This is a genomic window from Mesorhizobium sp. WSM3626 (assembly GCF_000513935.1).
GTDB lineage: Bacteria > Pseudomonadota > Alphaproteobacteria > Rhizobiales > Rhizobiaceae > Mesorhizobium > Mesorhizobium salmacidum.
Genome location: NZ_AZUY01000030.1, coordinates 55,740 through 74,686, shown reverse-complemented (window position 1 = coordinate 74,686; position 18,947 = coordinate 55,740). Strand labels below are relative to the sequence as shown.

17 protein-coding genes, 1 tRNA gene and 3 pseudogenes are annotated in these 18,947 nt (G+C 60.3%); 3 read left to right on the top strand and 18 right to left on the bottom strand.

Annotated elements, in window-relative coordinates; translation table 11 throughout:
• Positions 1 to 232, top strand: a pseudogene (locus M653_RS1000000138255) (integrase); the annotation flags it as partial.
• A gap of 37 nt (positions 233 to 269) precedes the next feature.
• On the opposite strand, the gene M653_RS0120265 reads toward M653_RS1000000138255, so the two are convergent.
• Positions 270 to 345 (bottom strand) — tRNA-Lys (locus M653_RS0120265).
• 255 nt (positions 346 to 600) lie between these two features.
• On the opposite strand from M653_RS0120265, the gene M653_RS0120260 reads away from it, so the two are divergent.
• Positions 601 to 1,068: a BA14K family protein gene (locus M653_RS0120260; RefSeq protein ID WP_027144974.1), complete on the top strand. Its 468-nt coding sequence runs from the start codon at positions 601 to 603 to the stop codon at positions 1,066 to 1,068.
• An 83-nt stretch (positions 1,069 to 1,151) separates the two neighbouring features.
• Here the strand turns inward: M653_RS0120260 and M653_RS0120255 are convergent, their stop codons facing one another.
• From M653_RS0120255 to M653_RS0120175, 17 genes and pseudogenes are all read right to left on the bottom strand, one after another.
• A complete protein-coding gene (locus M653_RS0120255; RefSeq protein WP_245262237.1) occupies positions 1,152 to 1,637 on the bottom strand; it encodes a DUF6882 domain-containing protein in 486 nt (161 codons plus the stop codon).
• A 12-nt stretch (positions 1,638 to 1,649) separates the two neighbouring features.
• Positions 1,650 to 3,143: a glycerol kinase GlpK gene (glpK, locus tag M653_RS0120250; RefSeq protein ID WP_027144972.1), complete on the bottom strand. Its 1,494-nt coding sequence runs from the start codon at positions 3,141 to 3,143 to the stop codon at positions 1,650 to 1,652.
• A 91-nt stretch (positions 3,144 to 3,234) separates the two neighbouring features.
• On the bottom strand, positions 3,235 to 4,959 hold the full coding sequence (locus M653_RS0120245; RefSeq protein WP_027144971.1) for an ABC transporter substrate-binding protein: 1,725 nt from the start codon (positions 4,957 to 4,959) through the stop codon (positions 3,235 to 3,237).
• A gap of 83 nt (positions 4,960 to 5,042) precedes the next feature.
• The gene (locus tag M653_RS0120240; RefSeq protein WP_027144970.1) at positions 5,043 to 5,330 is read right to left on the bottom strand and encodes a DUF2160 domain-containing protein; all 288 of its coding nucleotides are present in this window, start codon (positions 5,328 to 5,330) and stop codon (positions 5,043 to 5,045) included.
• A gap of 1 nt (position 5,331) precedes the next feature.
• Positions 5,332 to 6,150 carry a carbohydrate ABC transporter permease gene (locus M653_RS0120235; protein ID WP_245262239.1) on the bottom strand — a complete coding sequence of 273 codons (819 nt, stop codon included), beginning with the start codon at positions 6,148 to 6,150 and terminating at the stop codon, positions 5,332 to 5,334.
• Positions 6,151 to 6,256: 106 nt separating this feature from the next.
• Positions 6,257 to 7,123 (bottom strand): sugar ABC transporter permease, encoded by an 867-nt coding sequence (locus tag M653_RS0120230; RefSeq protein WP_027144968.1) that lies wholly within the window; start codon positions 7,121 to 7,123, stop codon positions 6,257 to 6,259.
• Complete coding sequence (locus M653_RS0120225; RefSeq protein WP_027144967.1) at positions 7,124 to 8,191, bottom strand: ABC transporter ATP-binding protein; 1,068 nt, start codon at positions 8,189 to 8,191, stop codon at positions 7,124 to 7,126.
• A 10-nt stretch (positions 8,192 to 8,201) separates the two neighbouring features.
• A complete protein-coding gene (locus tag M653_RS0120220; RefSeq protein WP_027144966.1) occupies positions 8,202 to 9,281 on the bottom strand; it encodes an ABC transporter ATP-binding protein in 1,080 nt (359 codons plus the stop codon).
• Positions 9,282 to 9,323: 42 nt separating this feature from the next.
• Positions 9,324 to 10,850 (bottom strand): glycerol-3-phosphate dehydrogenase, encoded by a 1,527-nt coding sequence (gene glpD, locus M653_RS0120215; RefSeq protein ID WP_027144965.1) that lies wholly within the window; start codon positions 10,848 to 10,850, stop codon positions 9,324 to 9,326.
• Positions 10,851 to 10,976: 126 nt separating this feature from the next.
• Positions 10,977 to 11,744 (bottom strand): DeoR/GlpR family DNA-binding transcription regulator, encoded by a 768-nt coding sequence (locus tag M653_RS0120210; protein WP_027144964.1) that lies wholly within the window; start codon positions 11,742 to 11,744, stop codon positions 10,977 to 10,979.
• Between the two features lie 126 nt (positions 11,745 to 11,870).
• A pseudogene (locus M653_RS1000000134600) lies at positions 11,871 to 13,278 on the bottom strand (aspartate aminotransferase family protein).
• Positions 13,279 to 13,338: 60 nt separating this feature from the next.
• Positions 13,339 to 14,070, bottom strand: a complete 732-nt coding sequence (locus tag M653_RS0120200) for a peptidase (RefSeq protein WP_027144963.1) — start codon at positions 14,068 to 14,070, stop codon at positions 13,339 to 13,341.
• A gap of 31 nt (positions 14,071 to 14,101) precedes the next feature.
• Positions 14,102 to 14,896, bottom strand: coding sequence for a transglutaminase family protein (locus M653_RS0120195; RefSeq protein ID WP_027144962.1), 795 nt, complete (start codon positions 14,894 to 14,896; stop codon positions 14,102 to 14,104).
• Between the two features lie 86 nt (positions 14,897 to 14,982).
• Entirely contained in the window at positions 14,983 to 15,924 is a 942-nt protein-coding gene (locus M653_RS0120190; RefSeq protein WP_027144961.1) for an alpha-E domain-containing protein, read from the bottom strand.
• A 60-nt stretch (positions 15,925 to 15,984) separates the two neighbouring features.
• Positions 15,985 to 16,294, bottom strand: a pseudogene (locus M653_RS1000000134595) (four helix bundle protein).
• A gap of 105 nt (positions 16,295 to 16,399) precedes the next feature.
• Positions 16,400 to 17,812 (bottom strand): circularly permuted type 2 ATP-grasp protein, encoded by a 1,413-nt coding sequence (locus M653_RS0120180; RefSeq protein ID WP_027144960.1) that lies wholly within the window; start codon positions 17,810 to 17,812, stop codon positions 16,400 to 16,402.
• Positions 17,813 to 17,983: 171 nt separating this feature from the next.
• A complete protein-coding gene (locus M653_RS0120175) occupies positions 17,984 to 18,220 on the bottom strand; it encodes an Lrp/AsnC family transcriptional regulator (RefSeq protein ID WP_010909609.1) in 237 nt (78 codons plus the stop codon).
• Between the two features lie 302 nt (positions 18,221 to 18,522).
• Here M653_RS0120175 and M653_RS0120170 point away from each other — a divergent pair, with 302 nt between their 5' ends.
• The gene (locus M653_RS0120170; protein WP_027144959.1) at positions 18,523 to 18,942 is read left to right on the top strand and encodes a DUF4864 domain-containing protein; all 420 of its coding nucleotides are present in this window, start codon (positions 18,523 to 18,525) and stop codon (positions 18,940 to 18,942) included.
• Positions 18,943 to 18,947 lie beyond the last annotated feature (5 nt).

Below are 18,947 nucleotides of genomic sequence, written 5' to 3'. Positions count from 1 at the left end.
ACGACAAGGCCGTCACCGTCACCACCTGCGGCCGCATCTGCTATAACAGAAAGAAGATCAATCTCAGCCTCGTCTTTGCCGGCCAGACCCTCGGCATCAAACAGGTCGAGGATCACATCTGGTGGCCAGCTTCATGGACTACGATTTGGGATATTTCGACGATGAGACATGCAGGCTCGAACCACTCCAAAACCCGTTCGGGCCAAAAGTGTTACCCATGTCTCCGGTATAAACCGTAACCCATGTGTCCGGAACGGACCGTCTGACAGTGGTGAGCGCGATGGGATTCGAACCCATGACCTACTGATTAAAAGTCAGTTGCTCTACCGGCTGAGCTACGCGCTCCCGCGGGCTCGAAAAGGCCGCCCTCGAAATTGCGCGGAACATAGGGAGAGTGCCGCGACCGGTCAACCGGAAAAGATGGGTTCCAAACCCGCTCTTTGCCCTAAATCATTGGCCCCCGCTTGGTCCCCGGGTTCTGGCGAGCAGCCAGGCAGTTTCGATCTCAGTCCGGCGGCGGCGGCCGGCATGGGGAACAAATCCGACGCGCTATCGTTTTTTGCCAATGGGACGTCCGACAAACGCTTGAGGAGAATACCAATGAATAGAATCACAACGGGCCTGCTTGCCGCCGCCCTCTCGGCCACATTCGTCGCGGCGGAGGTAGTGCCGGTCAACGCCCAGCCGGCCTACGTACCATTATCCCAGGCGGCAACGCCGGATGTGCAGACAGTGCAGTACCGGGAGTGGAGGAGAAACCGCTCCTTCGACCGCAATTTCTCACGCAATCGCAGCTTTAGCCGCAACGGTGACATGTATTGGAATGGTCATCGCGGCTATCGTGAATATCACCGCGGCTATCGCCGTCACGGCGACTACTGGTTCCCGCTCGCGGCTTTTGCGACTGGCGCCTTGATCACCGGCGCGATCGCCAACGAGAACAACCGCGTCTATGAAGGCAATGCCCATGTGCAGTGGTGCTACGACCACTATCGGAGCTATCGCGCCTCGGACAACACCTTCCAGCCGAACAATGGTCCTCGTCGGGAGTGCCGTTCGCCTTACTGATCCTGCGTGAGGATGAATACAATGCGTCGAAAGGCCCGCGCCATAGCTGGCGCGGGCCTTGTACCTTTAATTGCCGAACGGCATCAGCCTGCCCAGTTGACGCTCTTGAGGACATAAAAAAGCGCACCACCTTCACCTTGGGGTGAGCGGTACGCTCCTAGTGCATCGCAAATTCGAACCATTACGGCGGTCAATTCCCAACCCAGCACTTCAAGCTCATTCTCCGCATCTATCACGTAAGGCTGAGTCAGTTCGCGGATGTTGTTCTTCTCGCCGAAAGATCGGACCAGCCTTGCGTCTCTGAGAAGACTATCGGGCAAATTTAAATTCGCCCATGCCCACAGCCAGTTCTGTGCCTTTGCGTTTGTGGAACCGGCGAGCTGGATTCCGGTGATCACCTTGGTCGCCTCATCCTGGGAGAACAAGAGGCTTCCATTCTTCAAGTCATAGCGCGACCAGTGGCCAATGCGGAATTCTTTCTCCAAGCGGCTATTCTTGGATTCCAACTGCTCGATTGCCTCGTCGCGCCAAGCAGAATACCAGTTTGGCTCCATTTCCCCCTCGCCCAATCAGACGGCTCTTTATGACACACTGAGCGTCCTTCGCACCGCATCGCGCCAGCCTGCCAGCTTGGTGGATCGGATCGAGCTATTCATATCAGGCTCGAACCGTCGCTCAAGTGCCCAGCTTTTCGCAAACTCCCTCGCCGCGGGCCACACGCCCGCCTTCGAGCCGGCGAGCCAGGCGGCCCCCAGCGCGGTCGTCTCGAGAATGGTCGGCCGATCGACCGGCGCATCGAGAATGTCGGCCAGGCGCTGCATGGTCCAGTCTGAAGCCACCATGCCACCATCGACCCTCAGCACCGTCTTTGCCTTGGCGCCCTTCCAATCCTTGTGCATGGCATCGAGCAGGTCGCGGGTCTGGTAGGCAACGGATTCCAAAGCCGCTCGGGCGAACTCGGCCGGACCGGAATTTCGGGTCAGTCCGAAGATGGCGCCACGGGCCTCGGCGTCCCAGTGCGGCGCGCCTAGGCCGACAAAGGCCGGTACTAGATAGACGTTCTGCGTCGGATCGGCTTCAGCCGCGAGCTTGCCGCTCTGCTCGGCCTTGCCGATCACCTTGATGCCGTCGCGCAGCCATTGCACGGCAGCTCCAGCGATGAAGATCGAGCCTTCCAGCGCATAAGTAGTCTTGCCGTTCAACCGGTAGGCGATGGTCGTCAAGAGGCGGTTCTTGGAGCGCACCAGATCGCTGCCGGTGTTGAGCAGCGCAAAACAGCCTGTGCCGTAGGTGGATTTCATCATGCCCGGTTCGAAACAGGCCTGACCGATGCTCGCGGCATGCTGGTCGCCGGCAACGCCGAGGATTTTTATCTCGGCCCCGAACAGCCCCTTCTCGCAAACTCCGTAATCGTCGGCGCAATCCTTGACCTCCGGCAGCATCGCGGCCGGGATGCGCAGGATGGAAAGCAGTTCGTCGTCCCAGGCATTCTTCTCGATATTATAGACCAGCGTGCGCGAGGCGTTGGTGGCGTCGGTGGCGTGAACCTTGCCGCCGGTCAGCCGCCAGATCAAAAAACTGTCGATGGTACCGGCCAGCAATTCGCCCTTCTCGGCACGTTTCCTCGCGCCCCTCACCTTGTCCAGCATCCAGGCGATCTTGGTGCCCGAGAAATAGGGGTCGAGCAGAAGCCCTGTCTTGCGTGTAAATTTCTTCTCCAGCCCCTGCTTCTTCAGCTTCTGGCACAGAGGCGCGGTGCGCCGGTCCTGCCACACGATGGCGTTGTGGATCGGCTTACCCGTCGCCTTGTCCCAGATGACGACGGTCTCGCGCTGATTGGTGATGCCGATCGCCGCCACATCGGAAGCCTCGCGGCCAGCGGCCTTCAGTGCAGCCTTCACGGTGGTCATGACGCTCGCCCAGATCTCTTCGGGATGGTGCTCGACCCAGCCGGAGGCCGGATAGTGCTGGGCGAATTCCTTCTGCCCGCTGCCCACGACCTTCATCTGACCGTCGAACAGGATCGCCCGAGTCGATGTCGTCCCCTGGTCGATCGCCAGCACAAAACCGCTCATTCGCGCATCCTCCGCCTTGACACAAAGAAGGGAGACGGCAACGCGCCGCCTCCCTCAATTCACACGGGCGCGAACGCCCGCATAGACCGTCTTACTTCTGCCAGCTCTTGACCAACTCGTCGTAGTTGATGGTGACCGGCTTTTCCTTCTCATTGTCCAGCTTCAGCTGCGGCGCGAGGTTGCCCTTCTTAACCGCGTCGGCATTCCAGTAAGCAAGGTCATGCTCTTCGGCCATCTTCGGACCGATATCGCCCTGGACACCCGACTTCTCTATACGCTCCAGAACCTTCTCCTGGTCGGCGCAGAGGCCATCCATTGCTTCCTGCGGCGACTTGGAGCCCGACGAAGCGTCACCGACGTTCTGCCACCAGAGCTGTGCCAGCTTCGGATAATCGGGAACATTGGTGCCGGTCGGCGTCCACTGTACGCGCGCCGGCGAACGGTAGAACTCGATCAGGCCGCCGAGCTTGGGAGCGCGTTCGGTGAAGCTCTTGTCGTGGATCGTGGAGTCGCGGATGAAAGTGAGACCGACATGGCTCTTCTTCACATCCACGGTCTTGGAGGTCACGAACTGCGCGTAGAGCCAGGCGGCCTTGGCGCGGTCAGTCGGTGTCGACTTCATCAACGTCCACGACCCGACGTCCTGGTAGCCGAGCTTCATGCCGTCCTTCCAGTAGGAGCCGTGCGGAGACGGCGCCATGCGCCATTTCGGCGTGCCGTCGTCGTTCATGACAGGCAGGCCGGGCTTGACCATGTCGGCGGTGAAGGCGGTGTACCAGAAGATCTGCTGGGCGACATTGCCCTGCGCCGGAACCGGACCCGATTCAGAGAAGGTCATGCCTTGCGCCTCCGGCGGCGCGTAGGCCTTCAACCAGTCGAGGTATTTCTGGATCGCATAGACCGACGCCGGGCCGTTGGTGTCGCCGCCGCGCGCCGTGCATGAGCCGACCGGACGAGAGTTCTCATCGACCTTGATGCCCCATTCATCGACCGGCAGGCCGTTCGGTAGGCCCTTGTCGCCGTTGCCGGCCATCGACAGCCAGGCGTCTGTAAACCGCCAGCCGAGCGACGGATCCTTCTTGCCGTAGTCCATGTGGCCATAGACCTTCTTGCCGCCGACGTCGCGGCCGGTGAAGAACTCGGCAATGTCCTCGTAAGCCGACCAGTTGACGGGCACGCCGAGGTCATAGCCGTACTTGGCCTTGAAGTCGGCCTTGTTCTTTTCGTCGTTGAACCAATCATAACGGAACCAGTAGAGGTTCGCGAACTGCTGGTCGGGAAGCTGGTAGAGCTTCTTGTCCGGCGCTGTGGTGAACTTGGTGCCGATGAAGTCGTTGACGTCGAGCATCGGATCGGTGACGTCCTTGCCTTCGCCCGCCATCCAATCAGTCAGATCGCGCACCTGCTGGTAGCGCCAGTGGGTGCCGATCAGATCGCTGTCGTTGACCCAGCCGTCATAAAGATTCTGGCCGGTCTGCATCTGGGTCTGGATCTTCTCGACGACGTCGCCTTCCTGGATGACGTCATGCGTGACCTTGATGCCGGTGATGGCGGTGAAGGCAGGCGCCAGCACCTGCGATTCATACTGGTGGGTGGTCAAGGTTTCCGAGACGACCTTGATGTCCATGCCGGCAAACGGTTTGGCCGCATCGATGAACCACTGCATTTCCTTTTCCTGGTCGGCGCGCGAGAGCGTCGAAAGAGGCCCTATCTCCTTGTCGAGAAAGGTTTTTGCCTCATCCATTCCGGCATAGGCGTGGCCCGCGCCGAGCAAAAGGACAAGGGCTGTCGTTGATGTTAAAAATTGCCGTCGCATTGTGTCTCCTCCGAGTTTTTAAAAGGTTTCATGTGCGAACTGGAGCGACCACCTACGCGCGGCCGCTCCATCAGTATCCCCCTCTATACGTAGCGGAACACGCCAATTGCGTAGACCACGGAGAGAGCGAGAGCCCACCACAGGCTGGGCCCAACCAGACCCAGCCAAGCGAGATGGATGAAGGCGCTGCCAAGCAGCGAAACGAAGAGGCGATCGCCGCGCGTCGTCTCGAAGCGCAGCACGCCTATACGCGGATTGCCGCCGGGCGAGGCGTATTCCCAGACACCCATGCCAAGCAGAAGCAGCGCGATGACGCTGAAGAACGCGGCCGTCGGCCAGGTCCACGCCATCCAGGAAAAATCGAGGTTCATGTCAGACCCTCCCCAGGGCAAAGCCCTTGGCGATATAGTTTCGTACGAACCAGATCACGAGCGCGCCGGGGATCAGCGTCAAAACGCCGGCGGCTGCCAGCAGACCCCAGTCCATGCCCGAGGCCGACACCGTACGCGTCATGGTCGCGGCGATCGGCTTGGCATCGGTCGTGGTCAGCGTGCGGGCGATCAGCAGTTCGACCCACGAAAACATGAAGCAGAAAAAACAGGCGACGCCGATGCCGCTGGCGATCAGCGGCATGAATATCTTGATGAAGAACCGCGGAAAGGAATAACCGTCGATATAGGCTGTCTCGTCGATTTCCTTCGGCACGCCCGACATGAAACCTTCCAGGATCCACACCGCCAGCGGCACGTTGAACAGGCAGTGCGCCAGCGCCACCGCTATGTGCGTGTCGATGAGGCCGAAGGCCGAATAGAGCTGGAAGAAGGGCAGCGCGAACACGGCCGGCGGCGCCATGCGGTTGGTCAGCAGCCAGAAGAACAGATGCTTGTCGCCAAGGAAGCGATAGCGCGAGAAAGCGTAAGCCGCCGGCAGAGCCACCGACACCGAAATCACCATGTTCATGACGACATAGGTGATCGAGTTGATGTAGCCGGAATACCAGGCCTTCTGCGTGAAGATGGTGACGTAGTTGGCGATCGTCGGTGCATGCGGATAAAGCGTCAGCGAGTTGACGATCTCGGCATTGGTCTTGAAGCTCATGTTGATGAGCCAGTAGATCGGCAGCAGCAGAACGATGATGTAGAGCGTTGGCACGATCCACCACCAACGCGATTCCTCGCCGCGCCGGCGCATCCGCCGGTCGAGTTCGCCCTGTGACAGCGAACTGGCGAGCCCCCCTTCCGCGGCGGCGGTCCGGCTCATTGCATTGCGCTCGGTGCGTTCGTTGGCGCCAGCCATATCAGCGCTCCGCGTCGTAGTTGGTCATCACGGTGTAGAACACCCATGACAACAACAGGATGATGAGGAAGTAGACCAGCGACATTGCTGCGGCCGGACCAAGGTCGAACTGGCCGAGTGCCGTCTTGACGAGGTCGATCGACAGGAACGTCGTCGAGTTTCCCGGACCGCCGCCGGTGACGACGAAGGGTTCGGTGTAGATCATGAAGCTGTCCATGAACCGCAGCAGCACGGCGATCAGAAGCACGCGCTGCATCTTCGGCAACTGAATGTAACGAAAGACCGCCCAGCGCGACGCACCGTCGATTTTGGCCGCCTGGTAGAATGCATCCGGGATCGAGACCAGGCCGGCATAGCAGAGCAGCACGACAAGGCTCGTCCAGTGCCAGACATCCATGATGATGATCGTCACCCAGGCGTCGAATGGATCCTGCACATAATTGTAGTCTATGCCGATCGCGTTGAGGTAGTAGCCCATCAGACCGATATCGCTGCGCCCGAACACCTGCCAGATGGTGCCGACCACGTTCCACGGTATCAGCAGCGGCAGCGACATCAGCACCAGGCAGACCGGCACGCCCCAGCCCTTTTTCGGCATGTTGAGCGCGATGAAGATGCCGAGCGGCACTTCGATGGCCAGGATGATGAAGGAAAAGATCAGGTTGCGAACCATCGCTTCCCAGAAGCGGCTGGACGAGAGCAGGTCCTCGAACCATTCGGTGCCTGCCCAGGTGAAGACATTGTTGCCGAACGTGTCCTGCACCGAATAGTTGACGACCGTCATCAGCGGGATGACCGCGGTGAAGGCCACCAGCACAAGCACCGGCAGCACCAGGAACCAGGCCTTGTTATTCCAGGTCTTTTCCATCTACGCCCCCATCTCGACCCGCCAGGAATCGGCATAGATGTTGATGCCGGCCGGGTCGAACCGCACCTTTGGTTCGGCGGGTACGGTTTCGTCCTCGCCGATGACCGCCGCTATGTCGCGGCCTTCCAGCTTGGCGCGCACCACCTTGTGGCGGCCGACATCCTCGACCTTGGTGATTGAAACGGCCATTCCATCGCGGCCCAGCCGCACATATTCCGGGCGGATACCAAGCTCGACCGCGCCGCTGCCCGCCTTCGGTACTCCAGGCAATTCGATCCGTTCCGAGCCGAGCGTCGCCGTCCTGCCTTCGATTGCCACCGGCACGACATTCATGCCTGGCGAGCCGATGAAATAGCCAACAAAAGTGTGACGCGGCCGCTCGAACAGTTCCGCCGGCGTGCCGATCTGCACGATGCCGCCGTCATACATGACCACCACCTGGTCGGCGAAGGTCAACGCCTCGGTCTGGTCGTGCGTGACATAGACCATCGTGTAACCGAAGCGGCGGTGGAGCTGTTTCAACTGCGAGCGCAGCACCCATTTCATGTGCGGATCGATGACGGTCAGCGGTTCGTCGAACAGGATGGCGTTGACGTCCGAGCGCACCAGTCCACGGCCGAGCGAGATCTTCTGCTTCTGATCGGCGGTCAGGCCCCTTGCCTTCTTTTTCGCCCACGAGGCCAGGTCGATCATGTCAAGCGTCTCGCGCACCTTGCGGTCGACATCTGGTTCCGGCACGCCGCGATTGCGCAGCGGGAAGGCCAGGTTGTCGTAGACGGTCATGGTGTCGTAGATGACCGGGAACTGGAACACCTGCGCGATGTTGCGCTCCTGCGTCGACAGTGTGGTCACGTCCTTGCCATTGAACAGCAACTGGCCGTGGGAAGGGTGAAGCAGCCCCGATATGATGTTGAGCAGCGTGGTCTTGCCGCAGCCGGACGGCCCAAGCAGCGCATAGGCACCACCATCCTCGAAAATGTGGTGCACTTCGCGTAGCGCGAAATCGGCATCCGTGCGCGGGTTCGGCAGATAGGAATGCCTGACATGGTTGACGTCGATGCGTGCCATATCGTCCCTCCTAAGCCGCCAGCTTCGGCGCGGTCACGGCCTGGCCGTGCTCGTCGAAGACCATGATGTGACGCGGGTCGATGAACACCTCGACCACCGCGTCGGTCTCGAAATCCCTGATGCCGTGGGTCAACATCACCCAGCGGGCATCGGCAAAGTCGAGATGGATGAAGCTCTCGGACCCTGTGATTTCGGTGATGGTGACCTTTGCCCGCACCGGCACCGCGGAGACATTGGGCCGATCGAGCGAAAGATGGTGCGGCTGGAAGCCGATCGTATAGTTCGTATCGGCGATGCCGACGAGTTCCGCCGGCACCGGCAGCTTGACCCCGCCCTCGAGCAGAAAATCCGCCCCCTTTTTGGCCAGCACAATGGTGTTGAGCGGCGGATCGGCGAAGGTCCTGGCCGTCACCAGATCGACCGGTTTGCGGAACACGTCGATGGTCGGCCCAAACTGGGTGATGCGGCCTTCCGACAGCGTTGCCGTGTTGCCGCCGAGCAGCAGTGCCTCATGCGGCTCGGTGGTGGCATAAACGAAGATGGTGCCGGCGGCGGCAAATATCCTTGGCAGTTCCGCCCGCAATTCCTCGCGCAGCTTGTAGTCGAGATTGGCAAGCGGTTCGTCGAGCAGCACCAGGCTGGCATTCTTGACGATGGCACGCGCCAGCGCCGTGCGCTGCTGCTGGCCGCCCGACAGGCTGAGCGGCGTACGGTCGAGATAGGGGGTCAGCTTGAGGAGAGCCGCCGCTTCGCGCACCTGACTGTCGATCTTGCGCTGCTCGACGCCGGCCACCCTGAGCGGCGAGGCGATATTGTCATAGACGGTCATCGCCGGATAGTTGATGAACTGCTGGTAGACCATGGCGATCTTGCGTTTCTGCACCGGCGTGCCGGTGACATTCTGGCCGTCGAACCAGACCGAGCCGGAAGTCGGCACATCGAGGCCGGCCATCAGCCGCATCAAGCTGGTCTTGCCGGAAAGCGTGGGCCCGAGCAAAACGTTGAGCGAGCCGTGCTGAAGCGTCAGCGACACATCGCGGATGTGCTCGACCGCACCTACCGTCTTGGTGACGTTCCTCAGTTCCAGCATGACGCCTCCTCCCAGGCTTTCCGCATCAGCTCAAAACCTTCTTCATTCAGCAGCCGCGACATGCCGTCGGCTTATGCCGCGCATGAATTCATCGAGCGATGCCACCTGCTCGCGGCCGAGATGCAGGCCGCGCTTGGTCCTGCGCCACAGTACATCTTCAGCCGTGATAGCCCATTCGTTTTCAACGAGGTAACGTATCTCGGCCTCGTAGAGATCGGCACCGAAATTGCGGCCCAGATCAGCATTCGATTTGGCCAGGCCCAGAAGAACCTGCGCTCGCGTGCCGTAAAGCCGGGTCAACCGGCGGGCCAGGCGTGCGTCGAGGAACGGATAGGCCGATTTCAGCCTCGTCACCTGCGCATCGAAACCGGTGGCGGGAAAATCGCCGCCTGGCAGCGGCGCATCTGATGTCCACGGCTTGCCGCGCCTGCCGAGAAACCCTTCGATCTTCTCCAGCATCGATTCCGACAGCCGGCGATAGGTGGTGATCTTGCCGCCAAACGCGTTGACCAGCGGCGCGGCGCCCTCTCCGCCATCTGCCTTCAGCACATAGTCGCGTGTCGCTTCCTGCGCCTTGGAGGCGCCGTCATCATAGAGCGGACGCACGGCCGAATAGGTCCAGACGATGTCCGAGCGCTTGACCGGAACCGCGAAATACTCGCTGGCCGCCGCACAGAGATAATCGGTCTCTGTGTTGCTGATCTTCACATCATGCAGATCGCCGGGATAATCCTGATCGGTGGTGCCGATCAGCGTGAACTCGTCCTCGTAGGGAATGGCGAAGATGATGCGGCCATCCTTGTTCTGGAAGAAATAGGCGCGCGGATCGTCGAACTTCTTGGCGATGACGATGTGGCTGCCCTGCACGAGGCGAACATTGTGAACGTCATTCTGCCCGACGACGCCGGACAGCACGTGGTCGACCCAAGGACCCGCCGCATTGACCAGCAACCGGGCCTTGACCTCTTCGGTCTCGCCGGTCTGCAGGTTCTCGATCTCTATCGTCCAGATGCCGCCTTCGCGGCGGGCTCCAATCACTTTCGTGCGGGTCCGGATCGTTGCGCCCCGGTCAGCGGCGTCACGTGCATTCAGCGCCACCAGCCGCGCATCGTTGACCCAGCCGTCGGAATATTCGAAAGCCTTTTTGAACAAGGGTTTCAAAGGCTTGCCGGCCGGGTCGCTCGTCATGTCGAGCGTCCTGGTCGCCGGCAGCAATTTGCGCCCGCCAATGTGGTCGTAAAGGAAAAGGCCAAGCCGGATCAGCCAGGCGGGGCGCAGGCCCTTGGCATAGGGCAGCACGAAGCGCATCGGCCAGATGATGTGCGGCGCGTTCTTCCACAGAACCTCGCGCTCCATGAGTGCCTCGCGCACCAGGCGGAATTCGTAGAATTCGAGATAGCGCAGCCCGCCATGGATCAGCTTGGTCGAGCCGGACGAGGTTCCGCTGGCGAGATCGTTCATCTCGGCGAGAAAGACCGAAAACCCGCGCCCAACGGCATCACGGGCGATGCCGCAACCGTTGATGCCGCCGCCTATGACGAAAATGTCCCGGACTGAAGATGTGTCCACTTAGCTCCTCCACGATTTCGCATTGCACCATTTTGGGTCTTTTGCGAAACCGTTGCGGAATTATTTCGAACTCATAACGAATGTCAAACGAAATATCACACACCTGCGAGAAGACCGTGAATCATCTCAGCCAAGCGATGTCTCGATCAGCTGAACCTCGGCCTCCTGGCAGATCTTGCGTACCGAAGCGATATCGCAGCGATCGGTGATGAAGGTGTTGACCTGCGACAGGTGACCGATGCGCACAGGTGCCGTGCGTTCGAATTTGGTCTGGTCGGACACGAGGATGACATGCCTGGCATTGGCGATAATCGCTTGCGCGACCTTCACCTCGCGAAAATCGAAATCGAGCAAGGCGCCATCATGATCGATGGCCGAGGCGCCGATGACAGCATAATCGACCTTGAACTGCCTGATGAAATCGACCGCCGCCTCGCCGACGACACCCCCGTCCGAGCCGCGCACCACCCCGCCCGCAATCACCACCTCGATCGAAGGGTATATGCGCATCCTATTGGCAACATTGATGTTATTAGTGATGACCATCAGGCCGTCGTGATCGAGCAGCGCCTTGCTGACCGCCTCCGTCGTGGTGCCGATGTTGATGAACAGCGAGGCGTTGTCGGGGATCAACCTGGCCGCCGCGCGGCCGATCGCTTCCTTCTCGTCGGCCGCGATCTTGCGCCTGGCTTCATACTCCATGTTCTCGATACCAGACGGGAACAAGGCGCCGCCATGGATGCGCGAAAGCAACCGCTGGTCGCACAAATCGTTGAGGTCCTTGCGTATGGTCTGCGGCGTCACGTTGAAATGCGTGGCCAGATCATCGACCAGCACGCGACCATGATCCTTGGCCATCTGGATGATTTCGGCATGGCGTGGCGATAGATACATGGGCGACCTCCCGTTTTCGTTTTTCTTGCTTATAATCGAAAACGAAACCGATGAAAAGGCGCAAGCCGGCTAACGAAATCCGGTGATTGTACGGGTGAACCTCGGCGCGACCTCGACCCGGCCTTTTCAGGCCATGGCACGCGCTATTTCGGTGATGACGGTGAAAGCGGCGTCGACGTCCTCTGCCGTGGCATCGAACTGACCGACCTGGAAGCGGATCGCCACCCTCCCATCGACCCTCGTCTGCGTCAGGTAGATGCGGCCATCGTCGTTGATCGCATTGACGAGCCGCAGATTGTGCTCGTCGGCATCGGCGCCCGATGCAGCCTTGTGCCGGAACGAAAACAGCGACAGCATCGGCTCGCTGACGATATCGAAATCCGCCTCCCTTGCCAGACGCAGCGCAAGGCCTTCGCTCCAGGCGACATGGTTGCGGATCATGGTTCGCAGATTTTCCAGTCCATGGGCGCGCAGCAGAAACCAAAGCTTCAGCGCCCGGAAGCGCCGACCAAGCGGCACCGACCATTCGGAGTAGTTGATGACGCCGTCCCGGCCATGCGTCTTGAGGAATTCGGGCTTGATGGCCAGCGTGCGAACCAGGTCTTCCGGCTGGCGGATGAACTGCATCGAGCAATCGAATTGCGCGCCCAGCCATTTGTGCGGGTTGAAGACGATGGAATCAGCCAGCTCGGCGCCGGCCCTGGCGAAATTCCGGACAGATCATCGCCGACCCGGCCCAGGCGGCATCGACATGCAGGTAGAGCCCGTGCCGCCTGGCAATCTCCGCAACCGCTGCAATATCGTCCGTGCCGCCGGTGCTGGTGCCGCCGACGCTGGCGATGATACCGGCGGGCAGCATGCCGGCCTCGCGGTCGGCGACGATTGCCGCTTCGAGTGCGGCCGCTTCCATGGCGCGAAAACCGCCGGCGACCGGAATGCGCACGAGATTGTCCTCGCCTATGCCTGACACCCAGATCGCCCGATCGATCGAAGTGTGCACCTGGTCGGAGGAATAGATGCGCAACCGCCCCTGCCCGGCCAATCCTTTTTTGTTGCCTTGCCAGTCCAGCGCCCGCTCGCGCATGGTCAACACCGCGTTGAGTGTCGCCGACGAGGCCGAATCCTGGATGACGCCGGAGAAACCCTCCGGCAGGCCGAGCGCCTGGCGCATCCAGTCGACGGTCCGCGTTTCAAGCTCGGTCGCCGCCGGCGACGTCTGCCAAAGCATGCATTGCGCGGCCATCGCCGACACCAGGTATTCAGCCACCACCGAGACGGGCGCCGCGTTGGCCGGAAAATAGGCGAAGAAGCGCGGGTGCTGCCAATGCGTCATCCCCGGCACGATCTTCTCTTCGAAGTCGGCGAAAATCCTGTCCATCGGCTCCGCGTCTTCGGGCGGCGACGCCTCGATGCTCCTGAAAATGTCGCCCGGCTCGACCAGCGGCCGCACCGGCCGCTCACGCAGATTGTTGCGATAGTCGGCGGCCCAATCAGCGGCACGTTGCGACCATTGCCGGAAATCATCATTGTTCATCTTGTCCTCCCGACATGATCTTTCGCCGCCGATGACGCGCCGGCTTTTGCGATATGCGGACTAGCCAGGAAAATCCGGCAGGCTGGCGAACGCCGTCTTCAGGGCATTCGACCATCCGTCGGAGATCGTGCGGTAATACTGATCGTCCTGGGCGATCCGCTTTTTCAGACCTACCTGAAAGGCGCCCTGTTCCAGGAAAAGCAGGTCGAGCGGCAAGCCGACCGACAGGTTCGACTTCAGCGTCGAATCGAACGACACCAGCAGCAGTTTCACCGTCTCGGCGAGGCTCATCGTCTTTTCGTAAGCGCGGATGATGATCGGCTTGCCGTATTTGGTTTCCCCGATCTGAAAGAACGGCGTGTCGTCAGTCGATTCGATGAAATTGCCTTCGGGATAGATCATGAACAGGCGCGGCGGGCTGCCCTTGATCTGCCCACCGAGGATGAAGGAGGCATTGAAATAGGAATCGGCTTTCTCGCCCGCTGGTGACGATTGCGCGATCACTTCCTTGACCGTGTCGCCGACCAGCCGCACCGTCTGGTACATGGATGGCGTTTCGAGCAGCTTCTCGTGGCGGTCGGTCACCGCCTTGGTGCGTTCGTCGAGCAGGCTGACCACGGCCTGCGTCGTCGCCAGATTGCCGGCCGACATCAAAACGATGACGCGCTCGCCCGGCTGCTCCCAGACGTGCATCTTCTTGAAGGTCGAGATAGAATCCATCCCGGCATTGGTGCGCGTGTCCGACATGAACACGAGCCCGCGATCGATCTTGAGGCCGACGCAATAGGTCATGGAATCTCTTGAGGCAGTAATCCCTGGGGGATTACTGCTCCACCGTGACGGTGACCGCAAGCAGTTCTTCCGCCTGTCCCAGTCGAATTCCCGACACCGGCGAAGCGTCACGGTAATCGCGGCCGGTGGCCACCTTCACATAGCGTTCGTCGGGAGAAATACCATTGGCGGGATCGAAGGCAACCCAGCCGAGGCCCGCGACATGGGCTTCGGCCCACGCGTGGCTCGCCGCCTGCTCCACCGCCGCATCCATCATCAGATAGCCGCTAACATAGCGGGCCGGAAATCCCATGGCGCGTGCGGCGGCGGCAAAGATGTGGCTATGATCCTGGCAAACCCCGGTCTTCAGCATCAAGGCCTCTTCGGCCGGAGTCGTCGCATTGGTGGTTCCCGGCGTGTAGGCGACGCGCTCGCCGATGGCGGCCATCAGCCGGTGCAGCCTGTCAAGGTCGGTGCCCTTGCCGAGCGCCTCGGCAAGATCACGGATGCCGCCGCCTATGGTGGTCAAAGCGGTCTCCTGCGCGAACAACCAGAGTGGCGCGAAGCCTTGATGCGGCCCGCTGACACCTGATGTATCGCGCGTCACCACCTCGCCCAACGCTTCGACTGTGATGAAGTCGTGATCACCCTCGACGCTCAACAGCCTGCTATCATTGCCGTAGTGGTCGGTAAATCGCACTTCCTCGCGCGCGCCCTCGACCTTCAGCGCCCAAGACAGCACGGTCTGGGTCGGCCCGCTCATGGGAAGCAGCCGTAGCCTCTGGAGCAAATACTGCACCGGTGCGTCATAGCGGTATTCTGTCCGGTGCGTGATTTTCAGCCGCATCGCCATCTTCCGTTCGAGTGCATGATCCCTAGCGAAAGCCGGTACCCACCTTTCGCTGACGCGGTCCTTCGGTTCGGGATCATGTTTCAATAAAACCTGTAGTTTTGCGCGATCTCGTCGCCGAGCCTGGTGTTGTCGCGGATGAATCCGGCCAGGAACTCGTGCAGGCCGGCGTCGAATATATCCTTGATCGACCCTGCCCTCAGCATCGCCTGCGTCTTTTCCGCCGTTGCGTGACACGCATGGGGCTCGCCATAGTCGTCGGAGAGAAATTTCAGATGCTCTGCCAGGAAACGGTAGCAGAAGGTCAGCGATCGCGGCATGCGGACATTGAGGATCAGGTAGTCCGCGATGTTGGTCGGCTTGTAGTCGGCGTCATAGACCCAGCGGTAGGAGCGATGCGCCGACACCGAGCGCAGGATCGATTCCCACTGATAGTTGTCGAGCGTCGAGCCGACCCAGGAGATCGACGGCAAAAGCACGTAGTATTTCACGTCGAGGATACGGGCGGTGTTGTCGGCGCGCTCGACATAGGTGCCGAGCTGCGAGAAGTCGAAAATCTCGTTGCGCAGCATGGTGCCGTAGAACGAGCCGCGGATCAGCGCGGTCTCGCGCTTGATCGCGTCGAGCACGGTGGGCAGGTCGCGCTCGTCGATTGGCCTCGCCAGCATCCGTTTCAGCGCCATCCAGGCTTCGTTGATGCTCTCCCACGTCTCGCGCGTCAGCGCGGTGCGCACCATGCGGGCATTGTTGCGGGCAGTCTCGATCGACGACATCGTGCTCGATGGGTTCGACGTGTCGCGCAAAAGGAAGTCGGAGACATTGGCGGCCGTATAGTCCGGGTATTTCTGCTTGAAGGCGACATCGGAGCCGGCGCTGAGCAGCACCGAATTCCACTCCTCCGACGCGCTCTGGGTGCGAGTGAGCGCCATACGCAGCCCGGCGTCGACCAGCCGCGCCATGTTTTCGGCCCGCTCGATATAGCGGTTCATCCAATAAAGTCCGTTCGCGGTACGGCCGAGAAGCATGTCAATGTGCTCCGATGAGCGAATAGCGAGTAGCGAATAGCGAATAGAGGAAAATTAGCTTCATGTTCTTTGCTGCAGGCTCCTGATCATAGAATGCAGCATCTTCCCGATCTCCTCGGCTTGTTTGAGCAGACGCGCAACCTCGACTTCGACCATCAAACCTCCTGACACGATTAGGTCCGTTTCCAATTCTTTCAGGGATCCCTGCGCGATACGTAGAAACTGAATGAATGAGCCGGTATTTTCTCGCCCATGTCCTTCGGCGATATTCGCGGCAATCAATACGGACGACCGGCGCATTTGTGAGGTCATTTCGTAAGACTTCACTGTTTGGAAAGGCCTTCGTTGCCGAATAGCAATCTACCGCCAAGTCAACGGCCGCTTTCCAAACAATCAGGTCTCTGTAAGAATTTATCGTCGTCTCGTCCCCCTTTTCTCTACCCCTACTCGCTATTCGCTACTCCCTATTCGCTCATTAATCATCCAGCACCCAAGTGTCTTTTGTCCCGCCGCCCTGAGAGGAATTCACCACCAGCGAGCCTTCCTTCAGCGCAACGCGCGTCAGCCCACCGGGCACGATCTGGATGCGATCGGACACCAGCACATAGGGCCTGAGATCGACGTGGCGCGGCGCCAGGCCCTTTTCAGTCAGGATCGGACAGGTCGAGAGCGCGAGCGTCGGCTGGGCGATGTAATTAGACGGTTTGGCTTGCAGCTTCTTGGCAAAATCCTGACATTCCTTCTTGGTCGCGGCCGGTCCGACCAGCATGCCGTAGCCACCCGAACCATGCACTTCCTTGATCACCAGCTCGTGGATATGCTCGAGCACATATTTCAGGCTGTCCGGCTCCGAACAGCGCCAGGTCGGGATGTTGCCGAGGATTGCCTTGCGGCCGGTGTAGAATTCGACGATCTCGGGCATATAGGAATAGATCGCCTTGTCGTCGGCGATGCCGGTTCCCGGTGCGTTGGCGATGGTGATGTTACCGGCGCGGTATACATCCATGATGCCGGGTATGCCGAGAGCTGAATCCGGCCTGAAGGTCAGCGGGTCCAGGAAAGAATCATCCACGCGGCGGTAAAGAACGTCGATCTGCTTGTAGCCTTCGGTCGTGCGCATCGCGACATGTCCATCGACGACGCGCAGATCCTGCCCCTCCACCAGCTGCACACCCATCTGGTCGGCAAGGAAGGCGTGTTCGAAATAGGCGGAATTGAAACTGCCGGGCGTCAGCACCGCGATGGTCGGCGCACCCTTGGTGTTCTGCGGCCGCACCGCTGCCAGCGACTGCCGCAGAAGCTGCGGGTAATTCTCCACCGGCCGCACCTTGATCTTCTGGAACAGCTCGGGGAACAGTTGCATCATCGTTTCGCGGTTCTCCAGCATGTAGGAGACACCGGACGGCGTGCGCGCATTGTCCTCCAGCACATAGAACTCGTCCTCGCTGATACGCACGATGTCGACGCCGATAATGTGGGTATAGACCCCGGCCGGCGGCCGCACGCCGATCATTTCCGGCAGGAATGCCTCGTTCCTGGCGATCAGGTCCCTGGGAACGCGGCCGGCGCGAAGGATTTCCTGGCGATGGTAGATGTCGTCGAGGAAGGCGTTCAGCGCCTGTACGCGCTGCTCGATGCCTTGCGTCAGGCGACGCCACTCATTGCCTGAAATGATGCGGGGAACGATATCGAACGGGATCAGCCGCTCGGATGCTTCCTGCTCGCCATAAACGGCAAACGTGATGCCGGTCTTGCGGAAGACGCGTTCGGCGTCCTGCATCTTTTCGGTAAGTCTGGCTGGATCCTGCTCCTTCAGCCAGCGATCGTAAGCCGAATACGGTGGTCTAAGTCCGGAAACCTCCGGAAGCATTTCATCGAACGCTGCCAATCGTATACTCCCCTGTGACGCCATTTCACTGGCGTCGTTGGAGAAAATCAAGCGCAATCGGTGATTTGGGAGATCCTGACGATCAGTATGTTGCGGCTGCCTAAAATTGAGGCAGCTGAAATATGAGCTTGATCAGGCTCTGCCTCATGCCCGGGCAAATGCCCCGCGCTGCTAGAAGGCGCGGAAGGTGACGACGGTGAACGTGTCCTTGATGCCGGGAAGAATCTGCACCTTCTCGTTGACGAAATGACCGACATCTTCCTCATCGTCGACATAGAATTTGGCGAGCAGATCGTAGTTGCCGGCAGTGGAGTAGATTTCCGAGGCGATCTCGGCGTCGGCAAGCGCGCTGGCAACCTCATAGGATTTGCCCAGCTCGCATTTGATCTGCACGAAAAACGCCTTCATGGCTTCGTCTCGCTAAACTTCCAAGTCCAGCGGCCCTTCTGGCAGACTGGAGCCGGCCTTTCAAGCGTTGGAATGCGCACTTAGCCGGCGCCTACCTTGGCCGCGGCCTCGCGCAGCATGCTCTCTCCCTCAGGGTCCACCATGAGCGCACCGCCTTAGAGGAAACTTACGCGTAGGAATTCGCCGCGGCGGGACGAATATTGCCGCCCGCTGAAACCGTGAAGCGCCGTCACCCGTATGTTAGGATGCCTCCCGCAACAGCTTTTCTGCAGGCGGCGTTTCGGGAACGGTGGAGACAGGCCATGCGTCGCGCCATTTTTGCATTCGCGTTCGTTTCGCTCATGCTGGCTTCCCAGGCGTTTGCCGGCGACGCCGAGATCAAGGCTGGTCAGGCCGTCATCGACGGTCAATTGAAGGCCCTCATCGCCAATGACGGCGCCAAGGCCTACAGCTTCGCCGCCCCGAACGTGAAGCAGGTCTTCCCGACCGTCGAGGCCTTCATGAACATGGTGACCAACGGCTACCCACCGGTGCGCAAGCCGCAGTCCTATTCCTTCGGCAAGTTCGAGGAGACCGGCCCGGGTTCGATCGTCCAGCACGTGCTGATCGTCGGCCCCGACGGCAAGGACTACGAGGCGGTCTACACGCTGCAGCAACAGCCCGACGGCACGTTCCAGATCACCGGCTGCAGCCTGCGTGCTTCGAACTCGCTGAGCACCTGAACGCT

Excerpts from the sequence above, each read along its gene's own strand:
- M653_RS0120195 (WP_027144962.1), bottom strand. The coding sequence starts at position 14,896 with ATGCGGCTGAAAATCACGCACCGGACAGAATACCGCTATGACGCACCG.
- M653_RS0120200 (WP_027144963.1), bottom strand. The coding sequence starts at position 14,070 with ATGACCTATTGCGTCGGCCTCAAGATCGATCGCGGGCTCGTGTTCATG.
- M653_RS0120225 (WP_027144967.1), bottom strand. The coding sequence starts at position 8,191 with ATGGCACGCATCGACGTCAACCATGTCAGGCATTCCTATCTGCCGAAC.
- M653_RS0120175 (WP_010909609.1), bottom strand. The coding sequence starts at position 18,220 with ATGAAGGCGTTTTTCGTGCAGATCAAATGCGAGCTGGGCAAATCCTAT.
- M653_RS0120260 (WP_027144974.1), top strand. The coding sequence starts at position 601 with ATGAATAGAATCACAACGGGCCTGCTTGCCGCCGCCCTCTCGGCCACA.
- M653_RS0120190 (WP_027144961.1), bottom strand. The coding sequence starts at position 15,924 with ATGCTTCTCGGCCGTACCGCGAACGGACTTTATTGGATGAACCGCTAT.
- M653_RS0120230 (WP_027144968.1), bottom strand. The coding sequence starts at position 7,123 with ATGGAAAAGACCTGGAATAACAAGGCCTGGTTCCTGGTGCTGCCGGTG.
- glpK (WP_027144972.1), bottom strand. The coding sequence starts at position 3,143 with ATGAGCGGTTTTGTGCTGGCGATCGACCAGGGGACGACATCGACTCGG.
- M653_RS0120240 (WP_027144970.1), bottom strand. The coding sequence starts at position 5,330 with ATGAACCTCGATTTTTCCTGGATGGCGTGGACCTGGCCGACGGCCGCG.
- M653_RS0120245 (WP_027144971.1), bottom strand. The coding sequence starts at position 4,959 with ATGCGACGGCAATTTTTAACATCAACGACAGCCCTTGTCCTTTTGCTC.
- M653_RS0120170 (WP_027144959.1), top strand. The coding sequence starts at position 18,523 with ATGCGTCGCGCCATTTTTGCATTCGCGTTCGTTTCGCTCATGCTGGCT.
- M653_RS0120220 (WP_027144966.1), bottom strand. The coding sequence starts at position 9,281 with ATGCTGGAACTGAGGAACGTCACCAAGACGGTAGGTGCGGTCGAGCAC.
- M653_RS0120235 (WP_245262239.1), bottom strand. The coding sequence starts at position 6,150 with ATGCGCCGGCGCGGCGAGGAATCGCGTTGGTGGTGGATCGTGCCAACG.
- M653_RS0120210 (WP_027144964.1), bottom strand. The coding sequence starts at position 11,744 with ATGTATCTATCGCCACGCCATGCCGAAATCATCCAGATGGCCAAGGAT.